Genomic DNA, 25141 nt, shown 5'->3' with positions numbered 1-25141 from the left:
ATTGGACCACTGGGCCCCAAGGAATCGACACAATTCGCTCGCGGCGGCGTAAGATGACAGCCGCGGTGAACATCCGGTACCGGCCATCAATGGCTGGAAGCGGAATACCTCCAGAAGACGCCGGTCTTTATCGGTGCAGGGACTAACGGAATTTAGAATATGCGCTTGCTGGTGCGGTTCTTGGGTTTCTTGTTCGCCGCGGGAACCGTCGTGTTCCTTGTGGCCGTGGCCGCCGTCGCAGGGTTGATCTGGCACTTTTCCAAGGATTTGCCGGACTATTCGCAGCTTCAGGATTACGAGCCGCCGGTGATGACGCGTGTCCAGGCGGCGGACGGTTCGCTGTTGGGCGAATATGCCAAGGAGCGGCGTCTCTACCTGCCGATCCAGGCGGTTCCGAAACTCGTCATCAATTGCTTCCTCGCCGCCGAGGACAAGAACTTCTACGAGCACGGCGGTATCGATTATTCGGGCATGGCGCGCGCGGCGCTCCTGTACGCGGAGAATTTCGGTTCGAATCGCCGACCGCAGGGCGCATCCACCATCACCCAGCAGGTCGCCAAGAACTTTCTGTTGACCAACGAGGTCTCCTTTTCTCGCAAGATCAAGGAAGCCTTGCTGGCGATGCGGATCGAGCGGGCCTATTCGAAGGACAAGATCCTCGAGCTTTATCTCAATGAAATCTATCTCGGCCTTGGCGCCTATGGCATTGCCGCGGCCTCGCTCGTCTATTTCGATAAATCGGTCAACGAGCTCACGATCGCAGAAGCTTCGTACCTCGCCGCGCTGCCGAAGGCGCCGGCCGCACTGCATCCGGTGCGCAACCACGACCGCGCGGTCGAGCGGCGCAACTATGTGATCGACCGCCTCCTGGAAAACGGCTGGATCAGCGCCGCTGACGCCGAGAAGGCCCGCAAGTCGCCGTTGACCGTCACCAACCGCGCCAACAGCGCACGTACTTTCGCGGGTGAATACTTCGCCGAAGAAGTCCGCCGCGATATTTTCGAGCGTTACGGCGAGAAGAAGCTTTATGAAGGCGGTCTGTCGGTTCACGCCACCCTCGATCCGAAAATCCAGGTGATGGCCCGAAAGACGATGGCCGCCGGCATGGTCAACTACGACGAAGCGCAGGGCTGGCGCGGCGCCATGAGCAAGCTCGACGTTTCCGGCGATTGGGGCGTGAAGCTCGCCGATGTCAAATCGCTGACGGACATATCGCCGTGGCGAATGGCGGTGGTTCTGGAAACCAGCGATCAGTCGGCGCGCATCGGCTTGCAGCCCGGACGCGAACTTGGCGGCGCCGTGAGCAAGCAACGGCAGACCGGGATCATTACGCTCGAGGGCGTGCGATGGGCGAAAGCGGCGTCAGGCCCGACAAAAGGCAAGACGCCGACCGCGGTCTCGCAAGTGCTGTCGCCGGGCGATGTGATCTACGCCGACCCGCTGTTCAAGGACGGCAACGCGGTCGAAGGTCAATACAGGTTGCGCCAGCTGCCGGAAGTGTCAGGCGCGATGGTTGTGATGGACCCGTGGACGGGCCGCGTTCTGGCGATGGTTGGTGGCTTCTCATTCGATCAGAGCCAGTTCAACCGGGCCACCCAGGCCTATCGGCAGCCAGGCTCGTCGTTCAAGCCGATCGTCTATTCGGCCGCTCTCGACAACGGCTATACGCCCTCGAGCGAGGTGATGGACGCGCCGATCGAAATCGACCAGGGGCAGGGTGGCGGCGTGTGGCGTCCGGACAACTTCTCCAACGGCAAGTACCGAGGTGCAACCACGCTACGGAATGCGCTGCGCCTGTCGCTCAACACGGTCACCGTGCGGCTCGCGCAGGATATCGGCATGCCGCTGATCGGCGAATATGCCAGGCGCTTCGGCGTCTATGACGAATTGCCGAACTATCTGTCGTATGCGCTGGGTGCCGGTGAAACCACTGTCATGCGGATGGTCACGGCCTATTCGATGATCGCCAATGGCGGGCGGCGCGTGAAGCCGACGCTGATCGACCGTATCCAGGACCGCTACGGCCACACCATCTTCAGGCACGACAGCCGCGAGTGCCGCGGCTGCGATGCGCCGGGCGGCTGGAAGAACCAGCCCGAGCCGCAACTCATCGATCGCCGCGAGCAGGTGCTCGATCCGATGACCGCCTACCAGATCACGTCCATGATGGAAGGCGTGGTGCAGGGCGGTACCGCCATGGCCCTCAAGGAGGTCGGCAAGCCGATCGCCGGCAAGACCGGTACCACCAATGAGGCGAAGGACGCCTGGTTCATTGGCTTCTCGCCGGACATCGTCGTTGGCATCTATCTCGGTTACGACAAGCCGCGTCCGCTTGGCCGGGGCAATGCGGCGACCGGCGGCCATCTCGCCGCGCCGATCGCGCGCGACTTCCTCAAGATGGCGCTCGCCGACAGACCGGCGATTCCGTTCAAGATCCCGGCCGGCATCAAGCTGGTCCGCGTCGACGCCAAGACCGGCTTGCGCGCCGGTCCCGGCGATGGCGGCCGGACCATCCTCGAAGCCTTCAAGCCGGGAACGGCGCCGCCGGATAACTACGCCTCCGCCGTCGGTCTCGGCGATGACGGCCGGCCGGTCTACCCGCAGCAGCAACCGCCCGATGCCGACCGCAGCCTGTTCCGTCCCGGCACCGGCGGCTTGTATTAGAGTGTTCACTTAGAGCTTGGTTGCGCTTTGCGACTTCCGCCGCTACATCGGTCGGACGTCTCGTGACCTACGGGCTAACGGATCAGAGAATTATGCGTGCCGAAGTCGAACGCCTCGTCGAAGAGATCAAGCAGTCAGTCGGGCTGCTGAGGAGGCATCTTTGACGTTGAAGAATCCACAGCGCGGCTGGCGGAGCTGAACAAGCTCGCCGAAGACCCCAATCTCTGGAACGATCCACAGAAAGCGCAGAAGCTGATGCAGGAGCGCACCTCGCTGGAGGATGCGCTGTCCGGCATCGGCAAGGTCGAGCGCGAGCTTGAAGACAATGTCGGCATGATCGAGCTCGGCGAGGCCGAGAACGATGCGGCCGTCGTCGCGGATGCCGAAGCCGCGCTGAAGGAGCTCAAGAAAGAGGTCGCGCGGCGCGAGCTCGAGGCCCTGCTGTCGGGCGAGGCCGATCGCTTCGATTCCTATCTCGAGGTTCACGCCGGCGCGGGCGGCACCGAAAGCCAGGATTGGGCGCAGATGCTGCTTCGGATGTACACCCGCTGGGCCGAGAAGCACGGCTTCAAGGTGGAATATCTCGAGGAGCAGCAGGGCGAAGAAGCCGGCATCAAGTCGGCGACCATCCAGATTTCCGGTCACAACGCTTATGGCTGGCTGAAGACCGAAGCCGGCGTGCATCGCCTGGTACGGATATCGCCGTTCGATTCGAATGCGCGCCGCCATACCTCGTTCTCAAGCGTGGCGATCTTTCCGGTCATCGACGACAGCATCAAGATCGATATCAAGGATGCCGACGTGCGCACCGACACCATGCGCTCGGGCGGCGCCGGCGGCCAGCACGTCAACAAGACTGAATCTGCCGTGCGGCTGACGCATATTCCGACCGGCGTTGCGGTGGTCTGTCAGGCCGGGCGATCGCAGCACAAGAACCGTGCTCAGGCCTGGGACATGTTGCGCGCGCGGCTTTACGAGATTGAGCTGAAGAAGCGCGAGGAGAAGGCCGCCGCCGATCAGGCTGCCAAGACCGACATCGGCTGGGGCCATCAGATCAGGTCCTACGTCTTGCAGCCGTATCAGATGGTCAAGGATCTCCGCACCGGCGTGCAGACATCGGACACGTCAGGCGTGCTCGACGGCGACCTCGATGAATTTATGGCGTCCACGCTGGCGCAGCGCGCGTTCGGCACGGCGATGGGCGAAGTCGAGGATGTCGAGTAGCGTTAGGTGGTTAGCCCGCCCTGAGCCGAATGCCCGCACGCAGGAATCTTTGCGGATCGACGGCCTCGCCGTCGATTCTTGTTTCGTAGTGGAGATGTGGTCCGGTCGAGCGGCCCGTTGAACCGACGAGGCCAATCACCTGGCCGATCTTGACGACATCGCCGACCTTGACGTCGATTTCGGACAGGTGGCCGTAACGCGTCGACAGCCCGTTGCCGTGGTCGACTTCCACCATGCGGCCGTAGCCGCCCGCCCAGCCGGCCGATGCGACCTTGCCGTTGGCGGTCACGCGGACGGGATCGCCGGTGGACGCGCGGAAATCGAGACCGGTGTGCATCGCCGGACGGCCGAGGAAGGGATCGGCGCGGATTCCAAACCCAGACGTGAACTCGACTTCGCCGACCACGGGCTTGCGGTAGGGCACCAGCGCCAGCGTGTGGTTGAGGCGCTCGACCTGGGCACGGCTGATATTGATACGGTAGAGCTGGCGCTCGAATGCGTCCGCGTTGGCGGGCAGCTTCACCGGTACATAGGGACCGCCCATGCCGGCATGCGGCGTTGCCGCTTCCAACTGACCGAGATTGAGACCGAGATCGCCGATTACGCTGCGCATGCGCCGGGCGCGGGATTCCAGGCTGTCTTCGGCGGAGGTCAGCGAAGCCATCTGCCGTCGATCGACCTGATCGAGCGAATTTTGCAGGCGCCCGAGCACGCTATCGACGCCCCGGATTTTCGCCGCCTTCGTCGCGGGTGCATTGGTGATGACCGGCGCGCGGGATTCAAGCCGCGCCTCGCGATCCGGCGGGGCAACGAACACCGCGGTGTCACTGATCGGCGATGGCTTCGGAATGCCGGAGGACGCGCGTTCCGTCATCGTTGCGCCACGCGACGGTGCCCTGATCGATCCGGTGATTTCGGGAATGGCGCCCATCGCGGTCGCGCGCGATTCCAGCGCAGACTGCCGGCGCATGATCTGATCAAGCTTCTGATCGAACTGTTCCTGATCCAGAAGTTGCCGGCTGGTGGCACGGTCGACCTTGGCGCGAAGATCTGCGATCCGGTCCTCGTAGGCGTATTGCATCTCCGCCTGTCGCCCGATCAGCCGCGTCAGGACGTCGTCGCGAAAGGCAAAATAGGTCGCGGTCGCCGCTGACCACATGCCGAGCGCGGTCACCGTGCCGACCACGATCCAGAAGGCGACAGGCCCAAAACGCACCTGCTTGCCGGCGTGGACCAGCGTGTAGCCCTTCCGGTCAGGTTTGGTAGCGGGTGGATTGGTCGGCTGTCGGCTGGTTTGCCGGCCCGGATCAGGTGGCTGGCGGTACTCGGACTGATAACCGGAACGATACGACATCGGCACTCCCGCGCCGGTCGGAGGGGAGTTCCGTACGGCCCAATTTGCACGAGGGATTTGACCCGGTCATGGTTAATTTTTCGCGAATAACGCTTCCTGATCAGGCCGTTCGGGCGGTGGCAAGCACGTCATCGGCGTGGCCGTCGACCCTGACATTGCGCCAGACCTTGATGACCTTGCCATCCGTTCCGATCAGAACAGTGGTTCGAAGAATGCCCTGGAAGGTCCTGCCATACATGGATTTTTCGCCCCAGGCGCCATAGGCCTCGAGCATCTCGTGCCTTTCATCCGAGGCAAGAGGAATCGAAAGCTGGTGCTTGTTCCGAAACGCTTCCTGCGCTTTGGGTGCATCGCCGGACACGCCGACGACCGCGGTCCCCGCGGCGGCAAACGCGCTCCTGAGTCGCGTGAAGTCGGTCGCCTCGCGCGTGCAGCCAGGTGTGTCGGCGCGCGGGTAAAAAAACAGCACGAGCTTTTGGCCGGCAAAGTCCTGAAGCGAAACCGTGTTTCCTCCGTCCCGAGGTAGATGGAAGGAGGGCGCCTTTTCACCCTCGGCAAGGATGGTGCGCACGGCCTTCTTCCGATTCGATGTCGCGGCGCCTTTGGTTTTTGAGATTTTGGATGAGGGCACCCGTGCCCTGGCTTGCCCGCCTTTTTGGCTCTTGGCCGATTTGGTGGTCGATGATTTCACAGCCGGTCGCTTGGCGGATGCTTTCGAGGCGCTCACACGCGCCTTGCGCGAAGCCAGTGGTTTACCGGATTTCTCGCGCGTTTTCTTGGACATACGCCTTCCTTTCGTCGCTTTCCACGGATCAACCATTGAGGTATTGAGCGGACCAGATCACTGGGCGGGGTCCGTTCGGCATTTTTCGGATTATGCTCAAAAGGATTTCGACACGCTACCCGTGCTGCTCGCGTAGCCTAGCCGGAGACGGGCGGAACTGGTCGCTCGGTCACGCCGCGCCGCGCCAGGCTTTCGCAGCAACGGAAATCGAAGGAATATTTTGCAAGTATGCGCTTTGGTGGAGTTCTCGATTTCAATTCGCATGGGGGAGAGCCCCGGTCAAAATGGGTGGCGGATGACAAATCGATCGCACTGCACTGAGAAGAGCGATGCCGGCGCATGGCGCCGTCGTGGCTCCAGTTGGCCTGTCATCGGCGCCGGCAACGAGAGGCAATGGTAGGGCATAGGTCGACCCAGGATCCAAGACCGTCGGTTGACGCCCATCTCCAGCAGTGGGACGGCGCCGATTGGCATGCGGATGAGCACGACGAGGCGGCCGGTCACCGTGCGCGTCGGTTACTGTCCGGGTCGAATGCCGGCTTCTATCGGCTCACCGACCATCTGGGATCGTTCCGCCGCTACCTTGCCGGCGAACGCTGGTTCTGGCGGCTTTCCATCGTTCTCGCTTCGCTGCTGGTGATTTTTGCCGGCTGCTTCGGCGCCCTGTGGTGGCGGCTCGGCGCAGGTCCCATCAATCTCGACATGATGACACCCTGGCTTGCTGCGGCGATCGAGGAAAACATCGGTCACGGCAATACCGTCGAGGTCGGCGGCACGCAGATCGAGCGGGCCGGCCGTATCCGGATCGCGGTACGCATCCGCGATATCATCGTGCGCGATCGCGACCATGCGATCGTGGCGAGTGCGCCGAAAGCCGAGGTGAGGCTGTCGGGTTCGGCGCTGCTGCTGGGACGGCTGCGCGCAGAAAGCCTGAAGCTGGTCGATGCCGAACTCGCGGTGCGCATTACGCCCGACGGCAATGTCACCGTATCCGCCGGCGACAACGCGCGGCCGCTCGCGACCGGCGTAGCCTCGAAGAAGGAAGCCGGGCTGCCTCCGACGTTTCCGCGTCAGGCCGCACCGAACGAACCGGCGTCTCGTCAGCCGAGTCAGCCCGCCGCGTCCGCGCCAGCAGCCGACAGCGCGCAAACTGGACTGCTCGCGGGCCTCGACTGGCTCGACAGCCTGAGTCTGACCGGGCTTGACGGACAGAACCTCGACGAGATCGGTCTGAAGAACGGCAGCCTCATCGTTGATGATCAGCAACGCGGCAACAAATGGAATTTCCAGAACATCTCGCTCAGCCTGCGCCGCCCGAGCGGCGGCGGAGTTGCGCTCAGCGTTGCCGAGGAGGGCGCGCAGGGCTGGTCGTTGCGCGTGGCGGTGGGACCGTCGAGCAACGGTGTGAGATCGGTGGACATCAAGGCCGACAAGGTTTCGACCGCGAACATCGTTCTGGCGCTGCGGCTGAAAAATCTGAACTACAGCGCGAACCTGCCGCTAAGCGGCGAATTGAAGGGCGAACTCGGACGTGACGGGTTGCCCACTTATTTCCGCGGCAAGATCGTGGCGGGCGCCGGTGAGGTCATCGACAGCGACACGCCCGAGTATCCGATGGCGATCGACTCGATGGAAGTGAACCTTGATTGGGACGCCAACAAGCGCGTGCTGACAGCGCCTTTCAAGATCATTTCCGGCCAGAACCGGATCACGCTGCTCGCCACCCTTGAGCCTCCGAACGGCAGCATCACCGACTGGCAGCTCGGTTTTAGCGGCGGCACCGTCCTGCTGGCCGGCAACGATGACAACGAGCCGCCGGTCATCTTCAATCGCGTTTCGATCGGCGTGCGGTTCGATCCCGACAAGAAACGCGTGACCCTGACACAGGCCGATTTCAGCAATGGCGAGATCGGCGTTGCCGGCACCGGCAGCATCGATTATTCGGACGAGCCTCGGATGACGCTGGGATTTGCGGGCACCCCGATGTCGGTGGCCGCGCTCAAGCGGATTTGGCCGTCGCTCGTCGTTGCGGATATCAGGCAGTGGGTGGTCGACCGCATCGAACGCGGCGCGATCCAGCGCATCGAAATCGGGGTCAATTCTCCGGTGCGAGACCTTTCGCGCAAAGGGCCGCCTATCCCCGACGACGGTCTCAACGTCACCATTGTCGCCAACGGCGTGACGATACGGCCGGTGGACGGGTTGCCGCCCATTCATGACGCCGACCTGAAGGCGCATATCACCGGCCGAACCGCGAATGTCAGCATCGCACAGGGCGTGGCCGACACGCCGGCGGGCCGCAAGCTCAACGTGTCCGATGCCGTGTTCGAGGTGCCGGATACGTTTCCGAAACCCGTACAAGCCAAGGTCAAATTCCGGATCGACGGTCCGGTGCCGGCGGCGGCCGAAATTCTGGCCTCGGACAAGTTGAGCGACCTTTCCGCAACCTTGATCGATCCCAACGCCAGCAAGGGAACGGCTTCTGCCGTCGTCAGTCTTGCCTTGCCGATCAAGCACGACGTGACGCGGGCCGACGTGAATTACACCGTCACCGCCGATCTCGGCGGGTTTGCAGCCGATCGGCTGATGATGAATCAGAAGGTTGAGTCCAACTCGCTGAAGGTCATCGCGAACAATCAGGGCTATCAGGTCAAGGGCGACGTGAAGATCAACGGGCAGCCGGCCTCCCTCGACTATCGCAAGCAGGTTGACGGCGATGCCGATATCAAGCTGCAGGCGACGCTCGACGAGGCAAGCCGGGCCCGCTTCGGCTTCGACCTGGGGCCGGCGGTGAGCGGCTCGATCCCGGTCAAGCTGACCGGCAAGATCGGCGGCGACAATACCCGCCTTGGCATCGACGCCGATCTCACCCAGCTCAAGCTCGACAACATTCTGCCCGGCTGGGTCAAGGCACAGGGCAAGTCGACGCACGCCACGTTCAACGTGGTGCAGAAGCCGCAGTCGACGCGCCTGGAAGACATCGTCATCGAAGGCGGCGGCGCCTCGATCAAGGGATCGTTAGAGGTCGACCAGAACGGCGACCTGATCAACGCGAACTTCCCGACCTACGCTCCTTCGGAAGGTGACAAGACGTCGCTGCGCGCCGACCGCGGACCGGACGGCGTTCTCAAGGTCACCATGCGAGGCGACGTCTTCGATGGCCGCAGCTTCGTCAAGACGGCGATTTCCGGCAAAGACAGCGACCCCAAGGCCAAGGCCAAGGGCCCCGATTGCGACGTCGACGTGAAGCTAGGCGCCGTCGCCGGCTTCTCCGGCGAGGCGCTGCGCAGCGTCGACGCCAGGATGTCCCGTCGCGCGGGGACGGTCAAAAGCTTCACGTTCAGCGGCAAGCTCGGGCGCGAGACGCCGGTCACGGCGGATTTGCGCCGCGGGCAGGGCCGCGACGTGATCGTGCTCGAAACCAGAGACGCCGGCGCGTTCCTTCGTTTCACCGATACTTATTCAAAGGTCATCGGTGGCCAGCTTCAACTGGCGATCGATACCCCGACATCGGACCCGGGCCCCAGGGAAGGCTTGCTCAACGTCAGGGATTTTGCGGTCAAAGGGGAAGCCTCGCTCGACAAGCTGGTGTCGGGCGGCCAGCCGACGCCCGGCGGCATCGCCTTCTCGCGGTTGCGCGCGGAATTCAGCCGCCAGAACGGCCAGCTCACGATCCGCGAGGGCGTGCTCAAGGGGCCGAGTATCGGCGGTACGATCGAAGGCAGCATCGACTACCAGGGCAACCAGGTGCGCATGAGCGGCACGCTCATTCCGGTGTACGGGTTGAATAACCTTCTCGGCCAGATCCCGGTGGCGGGACTGTTCTTCGGCGGCAGCGATGAAGGGGTATTCGGCCTGACCTATGAGGTCGTCGGCACGCCGGACAAGCCGACGCTGAACGTCAATCCGGTATCGATGATCTTCCCCGGCATCGCGCGGAAAATCTGGGACTTCAACACCGGCAGGCAGAACGGCGGAGTTGAATTTCCCGCGAACTGAATTTTTACGTCAACGCCTGAGCGCCGGAACCAGCAGAAACGGTATCATGCCGAGGATCACGCTGATCAGCGCATAGACGATCAGCGGATTGTAGCTGTGGGTGGCGTCGTGGATGAGACCTCCGCTCCACGATCCGAACGCCGACCCCAAGCCGCTGCCGATGGCGATGGCGCCGTAAATCGTGCCGACGTGTTTTCCCTTGAATAGCTTCATCGCCGTTGCCGTGAGGAGCGGGCCGCGCGAGCCGATCATACTGCCGAAACAGACGACGAAGCCGGTCAGGACCCAGACGTTCGGATACCTTTGCAGCAGCCACAGCAGGAAGATTCCGAATACCGACATTGCATAGGAGAACAGAACGGACGGCCTGCGCCCGATGATGCCGTCGAGCCAGGAGACACCGAGCATGCCGAACAGAAGCACGACGCCGGAAAAGCCCCAGGCGGTCGCCGCATGCAACGGTGGAAAGCCGGCGTCGATCAGATAGGCCACGATCTGCGGCGTGAGCGCATACATGCCGATGGCCGTGAAGAAGAAGGTTGCGAACAAGGCCCAGAAGGCGTGGTGGCGCACGGCGCGGCCCAGCGTCCAGCCTTCATCCGGCCCGTCATCCGACAGGATCCTGGTGAGATGGGGTTGCCCTTCGGAAAACAGCCGCCACGGCAGAATGAGAAGCGGCAGCAGCAGCAACAGCGCCGTTACGCCGAAGATCTGATAGGCGCCGCGCCAGCCGAGATGCTCGATCAGGAGCTGCGAGGCCGGTAGCAGCGCCAGCACGCCGGCACCGGTTGCGGAGTAGACCACCGCCATGGCCGTCGGCAGCTTTGGGCCGAACCAGCGTCCGAGCAGAATCGAATTTGGCACATTGCCTATCAGGGCGATGCCGAGCCCGACGCAGAGGCCGACGCTGAGCTGGATTTGCCAGAGATGGCTGGCATGGGCCGCGAACAGGAATGCGCCGCCAAACAGCAGCAGGCCGAGCGAATAGACGCTGCGCGGTCCGGAATAATCGAACAGGCGGCCGATCAGGGGCGAGGCGAGGCCGCCCGCCAGCGCACTTAGCGAGTAGACCGAGACGACGTCGGCGCGGTTCCAGCCGAAGCTTTCAGAAATCGGCAGCAGGAAGACCGAAAAGCTCTCGCCCAGTCCGCGCCCGAACACTGAGAGTGCAAAGCACACGGCGAGCACGCCAAGCGCGGTATGCACCGGCTTGGCCGGTGCGGAGACAACTTCCTCCCGCGGAACGTTTTGGTCCATCGGTGCAGGGAGCGCGCTTCTACTACCTGCTACAAGCGTGAAATGGGAATGCGCCTATGCAGCTTCACCTTCCGCGCGACGCGGCCGGTGCGACCACCCTAGGCCGGCCTCAACAGCATGTGACGTTTCTTGCCGAACGACAGCTTGATGACGCCTTCCGGTGTCAGGTCTTCGAGTGTGAGAATCATGTTTTCGTCGATGACCGTCGAGTCATTGACGCGTAGTCCCCCGCCCTTGATTTGCCGTCGAGCTTCACCCTTCGACATCACCAAATGTGCTAAAATATAAGCTTCCAATACGCCGAGGCCTTCCTCTAAACGGGCCCGTGGTACGACGGCCGTCGGCAGGTTTTCCGCGATCGCGCCTTCCTCGAAGGTTTGTCGTGCCGTCTCGGATGCTTCGCGCGCTGCATCCGCGCCGTGCAGCAGCGTGGTGGCCGCGTCAGCCAGCGCTTTCTTGGCCTCGTTGATTTCCGCGCCCTGAAGTTTCGCAAGCTTGTCGATCTCGCCGATCGGCAGCGTCGTGAACAGCTTCAGGAAGCGGACGACATCAGCGTCCTCAGTGTTACGCCAATATTGCCAGAAGTCGTATGGCGAAAACTGATCAGCGTTGAGCCAAACCGCGCCCTGCGCCGTCTTGCCCATCTTGGCGCCGGAGGCGGTGGTCAATAGCGGCGTCGTCAGCGCGAACAATTGCGGCGTACCCATGCGCCGGCCGAGATCGACGCCCATGATGATATTGCCCCACTGGTCCGAACCGCCCATCTGCATTCGGCAACCGGTGCGGCGTGCCAGTTCGACGAAATCGTAGGCCTGGCAGACCATGTAGTTGAACTCGATGAAGCTCATTTCCTGTTCGCGCTCGAGCCGCAGCCGCACCGAATCCATCGTCAGCATTCGATTGACCGAGAAATGCTTGCCGATGTCGCGCAGCATCTCGATCCAGTTGAGCTTGGTGAGCCACTCCGCGTTGTCGAGCATGATGGCGTCGCTCGCGCCCGAGCCGTAATGCAGCACCTTCGCAAAAACGCCACGAATCGAGGCCTTGTTGGACTCGATTTCCGCCACCGTGCGGATCGCGCGCGTCTCGTCCCTGCCGGAGGGATCGCCGACCATGGTGGTGCCGCCGCCCATCAGCGTGATCGGCTTGTTGCCGCTCTGCTGCAGCCAGTGGAGCATCATCATGGTCAGGAAATTGCCGATATGCAGCGATGGCGCGGTGCAGTCGTAGCCGACATAGGCGGTGGCCTCGCCTTTGGCGGCGAGCGCGTCCAGGGCCTCGAAGTCCGAGGCCTGATGGATAAAGCCGCGCTCCTGCAGCACGTTGAGGAAATCAGACTTGAAAGCGGTCATCTTTCTTCGAACCCGATCATTTTTGTTTTACGGTATTTGCAGCAAATTGCGGGAACTTAACCATAGTGGACTGCTGCGAATGCGTGCGCTGTGGCATTATAAGATGTGCCTGATCGGCACAAGGTAAACGCGCTGGTTGAACGTATAGGCTGACCCCCAGGGGTAGGGGCAGAGGCTCGAACCAAGATGATGTTAACGACCCTCGGTCTGATGAGCGGGACCTCGCTGGACGGGGTCGACGTCGCCATGATCGAAACGGACGGCAAGCGCGTCAAGGCGTTCGGCCCGTCCGGCTACCGGCCCTATAGCGACCCCGAACGCCGCCTTCTGCTGCAGGCGCTGACCGAGGCCGTCCACCTCCATGCGCGTGAAGCCAGGCCCGGCATTCTCCAGGAGGCTGAGCGGGTCGTCACTGCGGCGCACGCCGAAGCGATTGCGAGCTTCAAGGCCCAGAACCACATCACGAGCGAGGACATCGATATCGTCGGTTTCCATGGCCAGACGGTGCTGCACCGCCCGGCTGACAAGCTGACCGTGCAGATCGGCGACGCCGCTGCGCTCGCGAGGGCTATCCATATTCCTGTGATGCATGATTTCCGCGCCGCGGACGTCGCGGCCGGAGGGCAGGGCGCGCCGCTCGTTCCCGTCTATCATCGCGCGCTCGCGCAATCGCTGGAGCGCGAGGGGCCGGTCGTGGTCCTCAATATTGGCGGCGTATCGAACATCACCTATATCGACGGCGATACGCTGATTGCCTGCGATACCGGGCCCGGCAATGCCTTGCTCGACGATTTCATCTACCGCACGATCAGCCAGCGCTTCGATTGCGACGGCCGCCTGGCGGCGCACGGCATAGTCGATGAGAGCTGGATCGCGCAGGGCCTGTCTCTGCCGTTCTTTGCGCTGCCGCCGCCAAAGTCGCTCGATCGCAACGATTTCGCCAAGCTCGTGCTTCGTGATCCCTCTCCCGCCAATGGCGCGGCTACGTTGACCGCCTTCACCGCGGCGGCGATCGCAAGGATCGTTCCGCTACTGCCCAGGCCGCCGAGGAGTTGGATCGTTGCCGGCGGCGGCGCGCGCAATCTCACCATGTTGCGGATGCTGCGCGAGCGGCTCAGCCCCGCCAGTGTTGAAGCCGCCGATGCGCTCGGCTGGTCGACGGATGCGATCGAGGCGCAGGCATTCGGCTTCCTCGCCGCCCGTGGCCTGAAGGGATTGCCGCTCAGCTATCCCGCAACCACCGGCGTGTCGATGCCCATGACGGGCGGCCTTGTTGCCAGGCCCTGAGAGCGGCATCGTCCAGCCTTGACGGTAAATGCAATTGCATATAGTTTTAATGCAGCTGCATGGAACGTTCGGACTTGCAAATGGCCACTCGTCTTCGGCTGATCAGCCACAAGCTTTGCCCCTATGTGCAGCGTGCGGTGATCGCGCTGACCGAGAAGGCCGTTTCATTCGATCGGGTCGACATCGATCTTTCCAATAAGCCGGACTGGTTCCTGGCGATCTCGCCGCTTGGCCGCACGCCGGTGCTCCAGGTCGGCGACGCCGCGATTTTCGAATCCGCAGTCATTCTGGAATATCTTGAGGAAACCGAACCGAAGCCGTTGCATCCCGCCGATCCGCTGCGGCGCGCCGAGCACCGCGGCTGGATCGAGTTCGGCTCAACTGTGCTCAACGATATCGCCGGGCTTTATTCGGCGCCCGATAAAGCGGCATTTGAGGCCAAAGCCGCTCAGCTAGAGGCGCGTTTCGCCCGCCTCGAGGCACGCGTCGCGGTCGCGCCGTGGTTCGATGGCGAAGATTTTTCGCTGGTCGACGCCGTATTTGGTCCTGTGTTCCGTTACTTCGACGTGTTCGACGAAATAGGCGACTTCGGAATTCTCTCGCAAAAGCCGAAGCTCGCGCGTTGGCGCCAGTCGCTCGCGGTTCGGCCATCGGTGCGCAGCGCGGTCAGTACCGAATACCCGGCGCTGCTGCGTGATTTCCTGAAGCGGCGCAATTCCTGGATATCGCAGCTTCAGACGCAAGCCGCAGCTTGATAATTCCTAAAGTTCCGCGGCCATTTTGGCGAGTGTCGCAACCGTGTTCATGTTGCGCGCGGTGCCGGTCTTTGCGGCGGGAATGACGAGTTTCGACGATCCGATCCCGTCGCCGTAATGGACATAGATCTCGCGCCGTCCGAACTTGATCTTCTCATCCTTCTGGCCGCGGACGCCTTCGAGAGTATCGGCAGGCGGCGCGCGATCGAGGAATAACGCCACCGTTCGGTTTGGCGCCAGTTTCGGAAAGGGATTATCGGCGGAGACCCGCGCCATTTCCGAAGCGCTGCGAACGAGCACGCCGACCGGCTTGCCGGCGTAGGCCTCAAGCCGCTTCTCAAGTTCCGTCTTGATCGCGGCCTCCGACTTCCGGCTCTCGAAGACGACGTTGCCACTGGCGATATAGGTTTTGACCGATATGAAGCCGAGCTCCTCGCACATCGCCTTCAACTCGCTCATCGCGAGCTTGCCGGTGCCGCCGACATTGACCGCACGCAGCAAGGCGATCCAAGCGGTCATCTTTCGGAGCTCTTTTTCTGACGCGTTTTCTTGGCGCGAACCGCTTCACCCGTCGCGTGAAAACGCCATGTCAACGAACGTTGGCCAGGCGCATGTCGAGATAGGCGGTGACCGACTGCATCAACGGTTCAAGCTTGCCGTCGAAGAAATGGTTGGCGCCGGGAATGATCTGCTGATCGATCACGATGCCCTTTTGCGTCTTGAGTTTCTCGACCAGGGTGTTGACGTCCTTCGGCGGCACCACCGCGTCCTTCTCGCCGTGCACGATCAGGCCGGAAGACGGGCAGGGCGCCAGGAACGAGAAGTCATAGAGATTGGCGGGCGGCGCGATCGAAATGAAGCCTTCGACCTCGGGCCGGCGCATCAGAAGCTGCATGCCGATCCAGGCACCAAAGGAGAAGCCGGCGACCCAGCAAGCACGGGCTTCCGGATTGATGGTCTGCGCCCAGTCGAGCGCGGACGCCGCGTCAGATAGTTCGCCGGTGCCGTGATCGAACGAGCCCTGGCTGCGGCCTACGCCGCGGAAATTGAAACGCAGCACCGAAAATCCGCGATGCGCAAACGCGTAATAGCATTGATAGACGATCTGATGATTCATCGTGCCATGAAACTGCGGATGCGGATGCAGGATCATCGCAATCGGCGCGTTCTTCTGCTTCGCCGGGTGATAACGGCCTTCGAGACGGCCCGCGGGGCCGGTGAAAATAACTTCAGGCATGGACGGTCCTTAGGCGGTCGACCAGTGTGTCGCTGGCATCATCTGGCGCGCGAGGAGGAGAGCCGGTCGCAGACGATGGCTCACGATGGAGGCCGCGTTCTAACATAGGGCGAGGGGCAAAATGCAAGGGTTTTGAACATCCGCTTGCTTGTTCAAGATGTTAGGTGGCATTCCGGAATTTCATCGCCAACTGGCATAAGAAGTAGCTTATCCGGCAAGCCCGCAAAAGTTGAAGGTATTATTTTACGCTGATGTCTGACCGCGTTTATCTCGACTGGAATGCGACGACGCCGCTTCGCGACGAAGCGCGGCGCGCGACCGCCGCCGCGCTGGATCTTCCGGGCAATGCATCCTCGGTTCATGCTGAAGGCCGTGAAGCACGGAAATGGATCGAGGGGGCGCGGAGCGCAGTCGCAACTGCTGTCGGAGCGCAACCGAGGAGCGTCGTCTTTACGTCGGGCGGCACGGAGGCCAATGCGCTGGCGCTGGCACCTGGCCTGAGACGCGATGGGGGTTCGGCTGTCGAACGGCTCATTGTGTCGGCGGTCGAACACGTCTCCGTGCTGTTCGGCGGGCGGTTTTCGCAAACTTCTATCGCAAGTATCGGTGTCACCCGTGCCGGCGTCGTCGATCTTGACCACCTGCGCGATTTGCTGCGTGGTGGGCCACCGGCGCTGGTGTCGATCATGCTGGCAAACAATGAAACCGGCGCGATTCAGCCGGTCGAAGAGGCCGCCGCGATCGTCCACGAGGCGGGCGGGGTGCTGCATATCGACGCGGTCCAGGCACTCGGCAAGATATCGTTCGATATGAGGGGGCTGGGCGTCGATCTTCTAACGGTGTCTGCGCACAAGGTCGGTGGCCCCAAGGGCGTTGGCGCACTGGTGCTGTCGGAGGGGTTGAGCGGACCGGAGCCGCTGTTGCGCGGTGGGGGACAGGAATTGAGCCGCCGCGCCGGAACCGAGAATGTCGCCGGGATTGCGGGCTTTGGCGCCGCCGCTGCAGCCGCCATGGATTGCCTGCCGGCCAGCACTGCGCGAATCCAGACCTTGCGCAAACAGCTGGAAAATGGCCTCCGGCAGACCCGCGGCACCCTCATATTCTCCGATTCCGTGCAGCGGTTGCCAAATACCACTCTGTTCACGGTACCGGGCTTAAGGGCTGAAACCGCGGTCATCGGCTTCGATCTGGCGGGAATAGCCGTCTCGTCTGGCTCAGCCTGTTCCTCGGGCAAAGTGCAGCCGTCCCATGTGCTTCAGGCGATGGGATTCGACGCCGAAATCGCCCAAGGGGCAGTGCGGCTCAGTATGGGCTGGTCCACGCAGGATGCGGACATCGATTCTTGCCTGGAGGCTTGGCGAAGTCTTTCGGGCCGACTACTTAAGAGTCAGCGACGAAACACAGCTTGAACCGTTCTAAGCAGGTGATTTCGTCCGGGAAACATCGTAAGAGACCCAGAGAATTGAACTTGTTCCACCGCGGCCCTTGAAACCGCGAGCGGAGGACTGAATGGCTGCCGTACAAGAGACGGTCGATCGGGTTCGCCGGATCGACGTCGACCAGTATCGATATGGGTTCGAGACGCTTATCGAGTCCGAGAAAGCCCCGAAGGGGTTGTCGGAAGATACCGTCCGCTTCATCTCGGCAAAAAAGCACGAACCGGCCTGGATGCTGGAATGGCGTCTGGAGGCCTATCGCCGCTGGCTGACCATGACCGAGCCGACCTGGGCGCGCGTCGACTATCCGAAGATCGACTATCAGGACATCTATTATTACGCCGCGCCGAAGCCGAAGAAGGCGCTGACGTCGATCGACGAGATTGATCCGGAAATTCTCAAGACCTACGAGAAGCTCGGCATTCCCCTGCGCGAAGTCGCAATCCTTGAGGGCGTCGAACCGCCCGCAGGCGGAGAGCCGTCGCCGAGCCGCAAGATCGCGGTCGACGCGGTGTTCGATTCGGTATCTGTCGCGACCACCTTCAAGGAAGAGTTGCGAAAGGCCGGCGTGATCTTCATGCCGATCTCGGAGGCGATCCGCGAGCATCCGGAACTCGTGAAGAAATATCTCGGCTCCGTGGTGCCGACATCGGATAATTACTTTGCCACGCTGAATTCGGCCGTATTCTCTGACGGCTCGTTCGTCTATGTGCCGCCGGGCGTGCGCTGCCCGATGGAATTGTCGACCTATTTCCGCATCAACGAACGCAACACCGGCCAGTTCGAGCGCACGCTGATCATCGCCGAAAGGGGCTCCTACGTCAGCTATCTCGAAGGCTGCACCGCGCCGCAGCGCGACGAGAACCAGCTTCACGCCGCTGTCGTCGAACTCGTCGCCCTGGACGATGCCGAGATCAAATATTCGACGGTACAGAACTGGTACCCCGGCAACTCCGAGGGCAAGGGCGGCATCTACAATTTCGTCACCAAGCGGGGCGACTGCCGCGGCGTCAATTCCAAGATTTCATGGACGCAGGTCGAGACCGGCTCGGCGATCACCTGGAAATATCCGAGCTGCATCCTGCGCGGCGACAACTCGCGCGGCGAGTTCTATTCGATCGCGATCTCGAACGGTCATCAACAGGTCGATTCCGGCACCAAGATGCTTCATCTCGGCAAGAACACGACCAGCCGGATCATCTCCAAAGGCATCGCGGCCGGCGTCTCGCAGAACACCTATCGCGGGCTTGTCACGGCCCATCGGAAGGCCACCGGCGCGCGCAACTATACCGCCTGCGACTCACTTCTGATCGGCGACAAATGCGGCGCGCACACCGTGCCTTACGTCGAGGCGAAGAATTCGTCCGCGCTGTTCGAGCACGAAGCCACGACCTCGAAGATTTCCGAAGACGTGTTGTTTTATTGCACCCAGCGCGGCCTGAGCCAGGAAGAGGCGGTTGGCCTCGTCGTCAACGGCTTTGTGAAAGACGTGCTGCAGCAATTGCCGATGGAATTTGCGGTCGAAGCGCAGAAGCTGATTTCGATCTCGCTGGAGGGATCGGTCGGGTAGTTCCTCATCCTGAGGAGGCCGCGTGAGCGGCCGTCTCGAAGGATGAGAGGAAAGATTGTCGGCCACGTCCTTCGAGACGCACCTTTGGCGCTCGTCAGGACGAGCATGAACGGAAAGACGGAACAACGTAATGGCACTACTCGAAGTCAAAGATTTGCAAGTTCGCGTCGACGAGCGCGAAATCCTTCACGGGCTGTCGCTGACGGTGAACGAGGGCGAAATCCACGCGATCATGGGGCCGAACGGATCTGGCAAGTCGACGCTCTCCCATGTCATCGCAGGCAAACCTGGCTATGAAGTCACGGGCGGCGAGATCCTGTTCAAGGGCGACGATCTCCTGGAGATGGCTCCGGACGAGCGCGCCGCCAAGGGCGTGTTTCTCGCCTTCCAGTATCCGGTCGAGATCCCGGGCGTCGTCACCATGAATTTCCTGCGCACGGCCTATAACGCCCAGCGCAAGGCACGAGGCGAGACCGAACTGATGGCGCCGGAATTCCTGAAAAAGGTACGCGAGGTCGCCAAACGCCTCAGCATCCCGCAGGACATGCTCAAGCGCGGCGTCAATGTCGGTTTCTCCGGCGGCGAAAAGAAGCGCAACGAAATCCTCCAGATGGCCCTGTTCGAGCCGAGCCTTTGCATCCTCGACGAAATGGATTCGGGCCTTGATATCGACGCGCTGCGCATCGCGGCCGACGGCGTCAATGCGTTGCGCGCGCCTGATAGGGCGATCGTGGTGATCACGCACTATCAGCGGCTTCTGAATTACATCGTCCCTGACGTCGTTCACGTGATGTCAAAAGGCAGGGTCGTCAAAAGCGGCGGCAAGGAACTCGCGCTGGAACTGGAGGCGTCCGGATACGCCCAGTTCGACGACGCGGCCTGAGCGCTGGAACAACGGGATCTGCCATGAATGTCGTATTGGCCAAGAGCGAGACGCGGCAAGCGGTGAGCGATGTTTTCGCCAGCGTGCGCGATCGCTTGCCGGGCGCCGGCAAGGCTGCAGAGACACGCACGCAGGCTTTTGAAGCCTTTGAGCGCGCAGGTCTGCCGCATCGCCGGCTCGAGGACTGGAAATATACCGATCTGCGCGCGCTGATGCGCGAGGTGCTGCCGCTTGCGGCCGTGCCCGACGCCAACGCGCTGAACCGCGCCGAGGCAGCGCTGGCCGCGTTGCCAGAAGTTGACGGCTCGCGCCTGGTGCTGGTCGATGGCGCCTTCGCGCCGGCATTGTCGAAGCTGGCCGGCCTGGAAGCCGGCGTTCACGTGCAGACGTTGCGCGAGGCGCTGAAAGACGGCAGGAATGCCGAACTGCTCAGCAATGGCACAGAACCGGGCGCGATGATTGCGCTGAATGCGGCCATGGCAACCGATGGCGCCTTGGTCACGGTGGCCGACGGCAAGGCTCTGACAAAACCGATTCACATCGTGCATGTCGCCACGCGCGCGTCGGCAGCCAGCTATACGCGCTCATTCCTGAAGATCGGAAAGGCTGCGCGGGCGACGCTGCTGGAGAGCTTTGTCGCGGCCGACGGCGCCAAGTCCTACCAGGTCAATGATGCCGTCAGCATTTCCGTCGGCGACGACGCCCACCTTCAACACGTGCGGTTGATGGCAGATAGCGCGGACGCCACGAACATCACGACCGTGATCTTCACGATTGGCGCAAAGGTGCGCCTCACCACCTTCAACATGACGAGCGGCGGCGGCCTCAGCCGCTATCAGGGCCATCTTACGTTTGCAGGCGAGGGCGCCGAGGTGAACGCCAATGGCGTCAATCTCCTCAACGGCCGTCAGCATGCCGATACGACGCTGTTCCTGGATCATGCGGTTCCGCACTGCATGAGCCGGGAAGTGTTCCGCTCTGTCCTCGACGATCGCGCCCATTCGGTATTCCAGGGCCGCATCATCGTTCGGCCGGATGCGCAGAAGACCGACGCCAAGATGATGACGCGGGCGCTCTTGTTGTCCGACGAGGCCGAGGCCGACAACAAGCCGGAACTGGAAATCTTCGCCGACGATGTGACCTGCGGTCACGGCGCCACTACCGGCGCGCTCGACGAAAGCCTGCTGTTTTATCTGCGCGCCCGCGGCCTGTCCGAGAAGGAAGCGCAGGCGCTTCTGATCCAGGCCTTCGTTGGCGAGGCCATTGAAACCATTGCTAGCGATGATTTGCGCGAAGTGGCGATTGCGACCGCGCAGCGCTGGCTGGAAGTGCGGGGATGACCATGCATCCGGCCGTCGCAAATGGTTCTTACGATGTCGCCCGGCTGCGGGAGGATTTTCCCGCGCTTGCCATGCAGGTCTATGGCAAGCCGCTTGTCTATCTCGATAACGCCGCGTCTGCGCAAAAGCCGAACGCTGTGCTCGATCGCATGACCGAGGCCTATCGAAGCGAATACGCCAATGTGCATCGCGGTCTGCATTATCTCGCCAACGCGGCGACCGAGGCCTATGAGGGCGCCCGCGCCAAGGTCGCAGCCTTCCTCAAGGCTTCGCGGCCCGAAGAAATCGTCTTCACCCGCAACGCGACCGAAGCGATCAACCTTGTGGCTTCGTCGTGGGGCGGGCCGAACCTCGGCGAGGGCGACGAGGTCGTGCTCTCGATCATGGAGCACCATTCCAACATCGTGCCCTGGCATTTCCTGCGGGAGCGTCAGGGCGCCGTCATCAAATGGGTCGACGTCGACGACGAAGGCAACTTCCTGATCGAGGAGTTCGAAAAGCAGCTCACGTCGCGCACCAAGCTCGTCGCAATCACGCAGATGTCGAACGCGCTTGGCACCATCGTGCCGGTGAAAGACGTCGTGACGATTGCCCATTCAAAGGGCATTCCGGTTCTGGTCGACGGCAGCCAGGGCGCCGTGCACCTGATGATCGACGTGCAGGATATCGGCGCGGATTTCTATGTCTGCACCGGTCACAAGCTGTACGGGCCGTCCGGCATCGGCGTGCTCTATGCGAAATACGATCACCTCGTGAAGATGCGGCCCTATAACGGCGGCGGCGAGATGATCCGCGAGGTCGGGCGCGAGGTCGTCACCTATGGCGACCCGCCGCACAAGTTCGAGGCCGGTACGCCGGCGATCGTGGAAGCGATCGGACTGGGAGCTGCGATCGACTACGTGAATTCGATCGGCAAGGAGCGCATCGCCGCGCATGAGCACGATCTTCTGACCTATGCCGAGGCACGCCTGCGCGAAATCAACTCGCTGCGCATGATCGGCACCGCGAAGGGCAAGGGACCTGTGATTTCCTTCGAAATGAAGGGCGCCCATCCCCACGATGTCGCGACCGTCATCGACCGGCAGGGGGTCGCGGTTCGCGCCGGTACCCATTGCGTGATGCCGCTTTTAGAGCGGTTCAATGTGACCGCGACGTGCCGGGCTTCCTTCGGGATGTATAATACGCGCGAGGAAATCGACCATTTGGCGCAGGCGCTGATCAAGGCGCGGGAATTGTTCGCATGACCGACACAGCTGAAGTCAAGAGTCCCGAAAAGGACGTGGAAGTGAAGACTTCCAACATGGAAACGTATTCGGCGTTGCCGCCGGAGGAAACAGAACGGCTGGGCAACGACATCGTGGCCGCGCTGAAAACAGTGTTCGATCCGGAAATTCCGGCTGACATCTATGAACTCGGCCTGATCTACAAGGTCGAGCTCAAGGACGACCGTTCCGTCGATCTGGTGATGACGCTGACTACGCCGAATTGCCCGGCGGCCGGCGAGTTGCCGACGATGGTGGAGAACGCCGTCGCCAGTGTGCCGGGCGTGGGTGTCGTCAACGTCAACCTGGTGTGGGACCCGGCGTGGACGCCGGACCGCATGTCGGATGAGGCGCGTCTCGTCCTCAATATGTGGTGAGCGTTCTCCGGTGCGATCAGGCGCCCTTATTGAATTGGCTTTGGGACACGCCACATGACTGACATGACCCCGACTTCTCCGGCCCCCAAGGCAAGGCGCCCCCGTCCGCAGGTGATGAAGCTGACGGAAGCCGCCGCTGCGCGAATCCAGGAACTGACCGGGCGCGCCGATTCCGAAATCGTCGGCCTTCGGGTTGGCGTCAAGAATGGCGGTTGCGCCGGTCAATCCTATACCGTCGAATACGCCCACGAGGTCCGTCCGACCGACGAAGTCGTTGAGGACAAGGGCGTGAAGATCCTGATCGATCCCAAGGCCGTGCTGTTCCTGCTGGGCACCGAGATGGACTACAGGACCGACAGGATGCAGGCCCAGTTCATCTTCAACAACCCGAACCAGGTCGGCGCCTGCGGCTGCGGCGAATCCGTTCAGCTCAAGCCCGCGAACGTCGAAGGCTAGTGTCCCGAAGCTGTTATTCAAGTGCGGCTTTGGTTCAGAAGTCCGCATGACGAACCAGCGACACAAATGATGCGGACTTCTGAACCGCCACACTGATCCCGTCCCATCGTGCTGCGTCGTTGACGTCGACGTGCTATAGCCGATGCGATGGATCGCGATTTTCTGACAGACCTGTTCTCGGGTTTTGGCCCGGTGACGCTGCGCCGGATGTTTTCCGGTTACGGCATTTCCGCCGACGGTACCAATTTCGCGCTGGCCCTGCGCGCCGGTCTTTATTTCCGTGCCGACGAAGCGACCATCCCGCAGTTCGAGGCGGAGGGATCGAAACCGTTCCAGTATCAACAGCGGTCGACGGGGAAGGTCGTCACCGTCAATTCCTACTGGGAATTGCCAGCGCGGCTGTTCGATGATTCCGAGGAATTGACCGGCTGGGCGAAGGCCGCGCTCGCGGCCGCGCAGCGCGCCGCACTGAGCAAACGCCCGAGCCGGAAAGCGGCAAGGAAGCCCCTTGCCAAAACAACGGCGAGCAAGAAGAGTCCAGACGAGAAGGCCGCAGACAAGACGCAAGCGGCAAAGAAGGCGGCGAAGCGAAAACCAGCCGCGCGCAAAACGGCGCGGCGAAAGCGGAGTTGATTTCGCTCAAAGGAGCTTGTTTAAGCCACTTCGCCGCGGGTTTCCGCCATATATTCCGGATCGGCTTCGCAGACCACGCGGTTGCGCCCGGCGCGTTTGGCCGCATAAAGGCAAGCGTCGGCGCGTTCGATCAGGGAATCGGTGTCGTCACCCGCCTTGAGCATCGACACGCCGACCGAGATGGTGACGCGGCCGAGAATCTCGCCGGTGGACTTCTTCTTCAATTCCTTCGACATCACGGCGCGCCGGATGTGATCGGCGACCGTCAACGCCTGGCGCAGCGCCGTATCGGGCAGCACGACGGCAAACTCTTCGCCGCCATAGCGGGCGGTAATGTCCTGTCCCTTGATCGACTGCTTCAGCGACATCCCGACCAGCCGCAACACCTGGTCGCCGGTGAGATGACCGAAGGAGTCGTTGAACGACTTGAAATGGTCGATGTCGAACATCATGAGCGACAGTGGCTCGCCGGTCTCGATCGCATTCGCGACCGCCACTTCGAGCGATCGATCGAAGTATTTGCGGTTGCCGAGCCCGGTCAGGGGATCGGTAAGGCTCTCGGCCCTGATGGCCTCGAGGCTCTGCTGAAGATTGCTGATTTCGGCTTTCGACAAGGCCAGCCGGTCTTCCAGCGCCTTGGCGGTGTCGCGCATCTCGTTCGTCGTCTTGACGAGCGAGTCCACCACCTTCATGACCTGCTCGCGGTCCACGGCTTTTGTCAGTCTCTCGGTGGCGCCGGAGAGGCTTGCATTGTAGGCGGCGGACATGCCAAGCGCGTCGCCGATAAGCCGCATCACATCGTCGATTTCGCCGATGACGCGCGCGCCGACCTTGTCGATGCGATCGGTCGTCTTGAGGTGGGAAAGGTAGGTCTCGTAGATCTGCTCGAGATCGGCTTCGGTCAGCTTGCCGTTGCGGGCAAGCGTCTCGTTGATGACCTGATTGAGCTGCGAATTGTATCCGGTGGCGTAGACGTACCAGATTTCATAGTTGCGCGGGATTGCGGTTTGCCGCAGCGACCGGATCTGGCCCAATGCCAGTTCGGCAAACGCCATCGTGCGTTCGTGTTCGTCCAGCACTGAACCGCGTCCCCAAAATGCATGTCAGCGCGGCCCGATTCTCGCGCCAATCTCATAAACTATGGCGAGGAAGCTACCGTGGGTTGACTAACGAGGGGTAAACGAGGACGCCTTGCTATCGCATTGTCTTCGCGCCGCCAGCCCGGTCTGGAATCAGACTCGGGCGCGCACAGGACGCAGCAAAAACGCGGG

At 62.1% G+C, this 25141-nt stretch carries 20 protein-coding genes; 13 read left to right on the top strand and 7 right to left on the bottom strand.

Features of this window, described 5'->3' with window-relative positions:
• The first annotated feature begins 159 nt into the window (after positions 1-159).
• Together M6D32_RS00505 and prfB are read left to right on the top strand one after the other, a co-directional pair.
• Complete coding sequence (locus M6D32_RS00505; protein WP_298252280.1) at positions 160-2664, top strand: penicillin-binding protein 1A; 2505 nt, start codon at positions 160-162, stop codon at positions 2662-2664.
• A gap of 92 nt (positions 2665-2756) precedes the next feature.
• A protein-coding gene (prfB, locus tag M6D32_RS00500; RefSeq protein WP_298252278.1) for a peptide chain release factor 2 occupies positions 2757-3888 on the top strand; the annotation gives its coding sequence in 2 pieces (ribosomal slippage) (positions 2757-2825 and positions 2827-3888; 1131 coding nt in all).
• Positions 3889-3898: 10 nt separating this feature from the next.
• Here the strand turns inward: prfB and M6D32_RS00495 are convergent.
• Together M6D32_RS00495 and M6D32_RS00490 are read right to left on the bottom strand one after the other, a co-directional pair.
• Positions 3899-5242, bottom strand: coding sequence for a peptidoglycan DD-metalloendopeptidase family protein (locus M6D32_RS00495; protein WP_298252276.1), 1344 nt, complete (start codon positions 5240-5242; stop codon positions 3899-3901).
• Between the two features lie 100 nt (positions 5243-5342).
• Complete coding sequence (locus M6D32_RS00490; protein WP_298252275.1) at positions 5343-6026, bottom strand: peroxiredoxin; 684 nt, start codon at positions 6024-6026, stop codon at positions 5343-5345.
• Between the two features lie 393 nt (positions 6027-6419).
• Here M6D32_RS00490 and M6D32_RS00485 point away from each other — a divergent pair, with 393 nt between their 5' ends.
• Positions 6420-10025, top strand: coding sequence for a DUF3971 domain-containing protein (locus M6D32_RS00485; RefSeq protein WP_298252273.1), 3606 nt, complete (start codon positions 6420-6422; stop codon positions 10023-10025).
• Positions 10026-10034: 9 nt separating this feature from the next.
• Here M6D32_RS00485 and M6D32_RS00480 read toward each other — a convergent pair whose 3' ends face one another.
• Positions 10035-11282, bottom strand: coding sequence for an MFS transporter (locus tag M6D32_RS00480; RefSeq protein WP_298252272.1), 1248 nt, complete (start codon positions 11280-11282; stop codon positions 10035-10037).
• Positions 11283-11380: 98 nt separating this feature from the next.
• Positions 11381-12634 (bottom strand): tyrosine--tRNA ligase, encoded by a 1254-nt coding sequence (gene tyrS, locus M6D32_RS00475; RefSeq protein ID WP_298252269.1) that lies wholly within the window; start codon positions 12632-12634, stop codon positions 11381-11383.
• Between the two features lie 186 nt (positions 12635-12820).
• On the opposite strand from tyrS, the gene M6D32_RS00470 reads away from it, so the two are divergent.
• A complete protein-coding gene (locus tag M6D32_RS00470) occupies positions 12821-13921 on the top strand; it encodes an anhydro-N-acetylmuramic acid kinase (RefSeq protein ID WP_298252267.1) in 1101 nt (366 codons plus the stop codon).
• An 80-nt stretch (positions 13922-14001) separates the two neighbouring features.
• Positions 14002-14676 (top strand): glutathione S-transferase family protein, encoded by a 675-nt coding sequence (locus M6D32_RS00465; RefSeq protein WP_298252265.1) that lies wholly within the window; start codon positions 14002-14004, stop codon positions 14674-14676.
• Between the two features lie 6 nt (positions 14677-14682).
• On the opposite strand, the gene M6D32_RS00460 is transcribed toward M6D32_RS00465, so the two are convergent.
• Positions 14683-15195 (bottom strand): DUF1697 domain-containing protein, encoded by a 513-nt coding sequence (locus tag M6D32_RS00460; RefSeq protein WP_298252263.1) that lies wholly within the window; start codon positions 15193-15195, stop codon positions 14683-14685.
• A 70-nt stretch (positions 15196-15265) separates the two neighbouring features.
• On the bottom strand, positions 15266-15913 hold the full coding sequence (locus M6D32_RS00455; RefSeq protein WP_298106051.1) for an alpha/beta hydrolase: 648 nt from the start codon (positions 15911-15913) through the stop codon (positions 15266-15268).
• 251 nt (positions 15914-16164) lie between these two features.
• Between M6D32_RS00455 and M6D32_RS00450 the strand changes: the two genes are divergently transcribed.
• From M6D32_RS00450 to M6D32_RS00415, 8 genes are all read left to right on the top strand, one after another.
• Positions 16165-17322, top strand: a complete 1158-nt coding sequence (locus tag M6D32_RS00450; RefSeq protein ID WP_298252261.1) for a cysteine desulfurase family protein — start codon at positions 16165-16167, stop codon at positions 17320-17322.
• Positions 17323-17422: 100 nt separating this feature from the next.
• The gene (gene sufB, locus M6D32_RS00445; RefSeq protein WP_298252259.1) at positions 17423-18919 is read left to right on the top strand and encodes a Fe-S cluster assembly protein SufB; all 1497 of its coding nucleotides are present in this window, start codon (positions 17423-17425) and stop codon (positions 18917-18919) included.
• A 130-nt stretch (positions 18920-19049) separates the two neighbouring features.
• Positions 19050-19802 (top strand): Fe-S cluster assembly ATPase SufC, encoded by a 753-nt coding sequence (gene sufC, locus M6D32_RS00440; RefSeq protein ID WP_298252257.1) that lies wholly within the window; start codon positions 19050-19052, stop codon positions 19800-19802.
• Positions 19803-19825: 23 nt separating this feature from the next.
• Complete coding sequence (gene sufD, locus M6D32_RS00435) at positions 19826-21142, top strand: Fe-S cluster assembly protein SufD (RefSeq protein ID WP_298252255.1); 1317 nt, start codon at positions 19826-19828, stop codon at positions 21140-21142.
• Positions 21139-22386, top strand: a complete 1248-nt coding sequence (locus M6D32_RS00430) for a cysteine desulfurase (protein WP_298252253.1) — start codon at positions 21139-21141, stop codon at positions 22384-22386. The genes sufD and M6D32_RS00430 overlap by 4 nt, the downstream gene beginning before the upstream one ends.
• Complete coding sequence (locus M6D32_RS00425) at positions 22383-22781, top strand: SUF system Fe-S cluster assembly protein (RefSeq protein WP_298252251.1); 399 nt, start codon at positions 22383-22385, stop codon at positions 22779-22781. The genes M6D32_RS00430 and M6D32_RS00425 overlap by 4 nt, the downstream gene beginning before the upstream one ends.
• Before the next feature lie 54 nt (positions 22782-22835).
• Entirely contained in the window at positions 22836-23237 is a 402-nt protein-coding gene (locus M6D32_RS00420) for an iron-sulfur cluster assembly accessory protein (RefSeq protein ID WP_298252249.1), read from the top strand.
• A gap of 147 nt (positions 23238-23384) precedes the next feature.
• Positions 23385-23870, top strand: a complete 486-nt coding sequence (locus M6D32_RS00415) for a TfoX/Sxy family protein (RefSeq protein ID WP_298252247.1) — start codon at positions 23385-23387, stop codon at positions 23868-23870.
• 20 nt (positions 23871-23890) lie between these two features.
• Here M6D32_RS00415 and M6D32_RS00410 read toward each other — a convergent pair whose 3' ends face one another.
• The gene (locus tag M6D32_RS00410; protein ID WP_298252315.1) at positions 23891-24925 is read right to left on the bottom strand and encodes a GGDEF domain-containing protein; all 1035 of its coding nucleotides are present in this window, start codon (positions 24923-24925) and stop codon (positions 23891-23893) included.
• Between the last annotated feature and the right edge of the window lie 216 nt (positions 24926-25141).

This window comes from Bradyrhizobium sp. (genome assembly GCF_027307225.1).
Taxonomy (GTDB): Bacteria; Pseudomonadota; Alphaproteobacteria; order Rhizobiales; family Xanthobacteraceae; genus Bradyrhizobium.
This window is presented reverse-complemented; position numbering and strand designations above follow the sequence as displayed.

Coding starts and splice junctions, on each gene's coding strand:
- M6D32_RS00420 (WP_298252249.1), top strand. CDS start 22,836: ATGACTGACATGACCCCGACTTCTCCGGCCCCCAAGGCAAGGCGCCCC.
- M6D32_RS00415 (WP_298252247.1), top strand. CDS start 23,385: ATGGATCGCGATTTTCTGACAGACCTGTTCTCGGGTTTTGGCCCGGTG.
- M6D32_RS00465 (WP_298252265.1), top strand. CDS start 14,002: ATGGCCACTCGTCTTCGGCTGATCAGCCACAAGCTTTGCCCCTATGTG.
- M6D32_RS00410 (WP_298252315.1), bottom strand. CDS start 24,925: ATGGCGTTTGCCGAACTGGCATTGGGCCAGATCCGGTCGCTGCGGCAA.
- M6D32_RS00490 (WP_298252275.1), bottom strand. CDS start 6,026: ATGTCCAAGAAAACGCGCGAGAAATCCGGTAAACCACTGGCTTCGCGC.
- M6D32_RS00485 (WP_298252273.1), top strand. CDS start 6,420: ATGGTAGGGCATAGGTCGACCCAGGATCCAAGACCGTCGGTTGACGCC.
- sufD (WP_298252255.1), top strand. CDS start 19,826: ATGAATGTCGTATTGGCCAAGAGCGAGACGCGGCAAGCGGTGAGCGAT.
- sufB (WP_298252259.1), top strand. CDS start 17,423: ATGGCTGCCGTACAAGAGACGGTCGATCGGGTTCGCCGGATCGACGTC.
- M6D32_RS00495 (WP_298252276.1), bottom strand. CDS start 5,242: ATGTCGTATCGTTCCGGTTATCAGTCCGAGTACCGCCAGCCACCTGAT.
- sufC (WP_298252257.1), top strand. CDS start 19,050: ATGGCACTACTCGAAGTCAAAGATTTGCAAGTTCGCGTCGACGAGCGC.
- M6D32_RS00460 (WP_298252263.1), bottom strand. CDS start 15,195: ATGACCGCTTGGATCGCCTTGCTGCGTGCGGTCAATGTCGGCGGCACC.
- M6D32_RS00505 (WP_298252280.1), top strand. CDS start 160: ATGCGCTTGCTGGTGCGGTTCTTGGGTTTCTTGTTCGCCGCGGGAACC.
- M6D32_RS00450 (WP_298252261.1), top strand. CDS start 16,165: ATGTCTGACCGCGTTTATCTCGACTGGAATGCGACGACGCCGCTTCGC.
- M6D32_RS00480 (WP_298252272.1), bottom strand. CDS start 11,282: ATGGACCAAAACGTTCCGCGGGAGGAAGTTGTCTCCGCACCGGCCAAG.
- M6D32_RS00455 (WP_298106051.1), bottom strand. CDS start 15,913: ATGCCTGAAGTTATTTTCACCGGCCCCGCGGGCCGTCTCGAAGGCCGT.
- M6D32_RS00430 (WP_298252253.1), top strand. CDS start 21,139: ATGACCATGCATCCGGCCGTCGCAAATGGTTCTTACGATGTCGCCCGG.
- tyrS (WP_298252269.1), bottom strand. CDS start 12,634: ATGACCGCTTTCAAGTCTGATTTCCTCAACGTGCTGCAGGAGCGCGGC.
- M6D32_RS00425 (WP_298252251.1), top strand. CDS start 22,383: ATGACCGACACAGCTGAAGTCAAGAGTCCCGAAAAGGACGTGGAAGTG.
- M6D32_RS00470 (WP_298252267.1), top strand. CDS start 12,821: ATGATGTTAACGACCCTCGGTCTGATGAGCGGGACCTCGCTGGACGGG.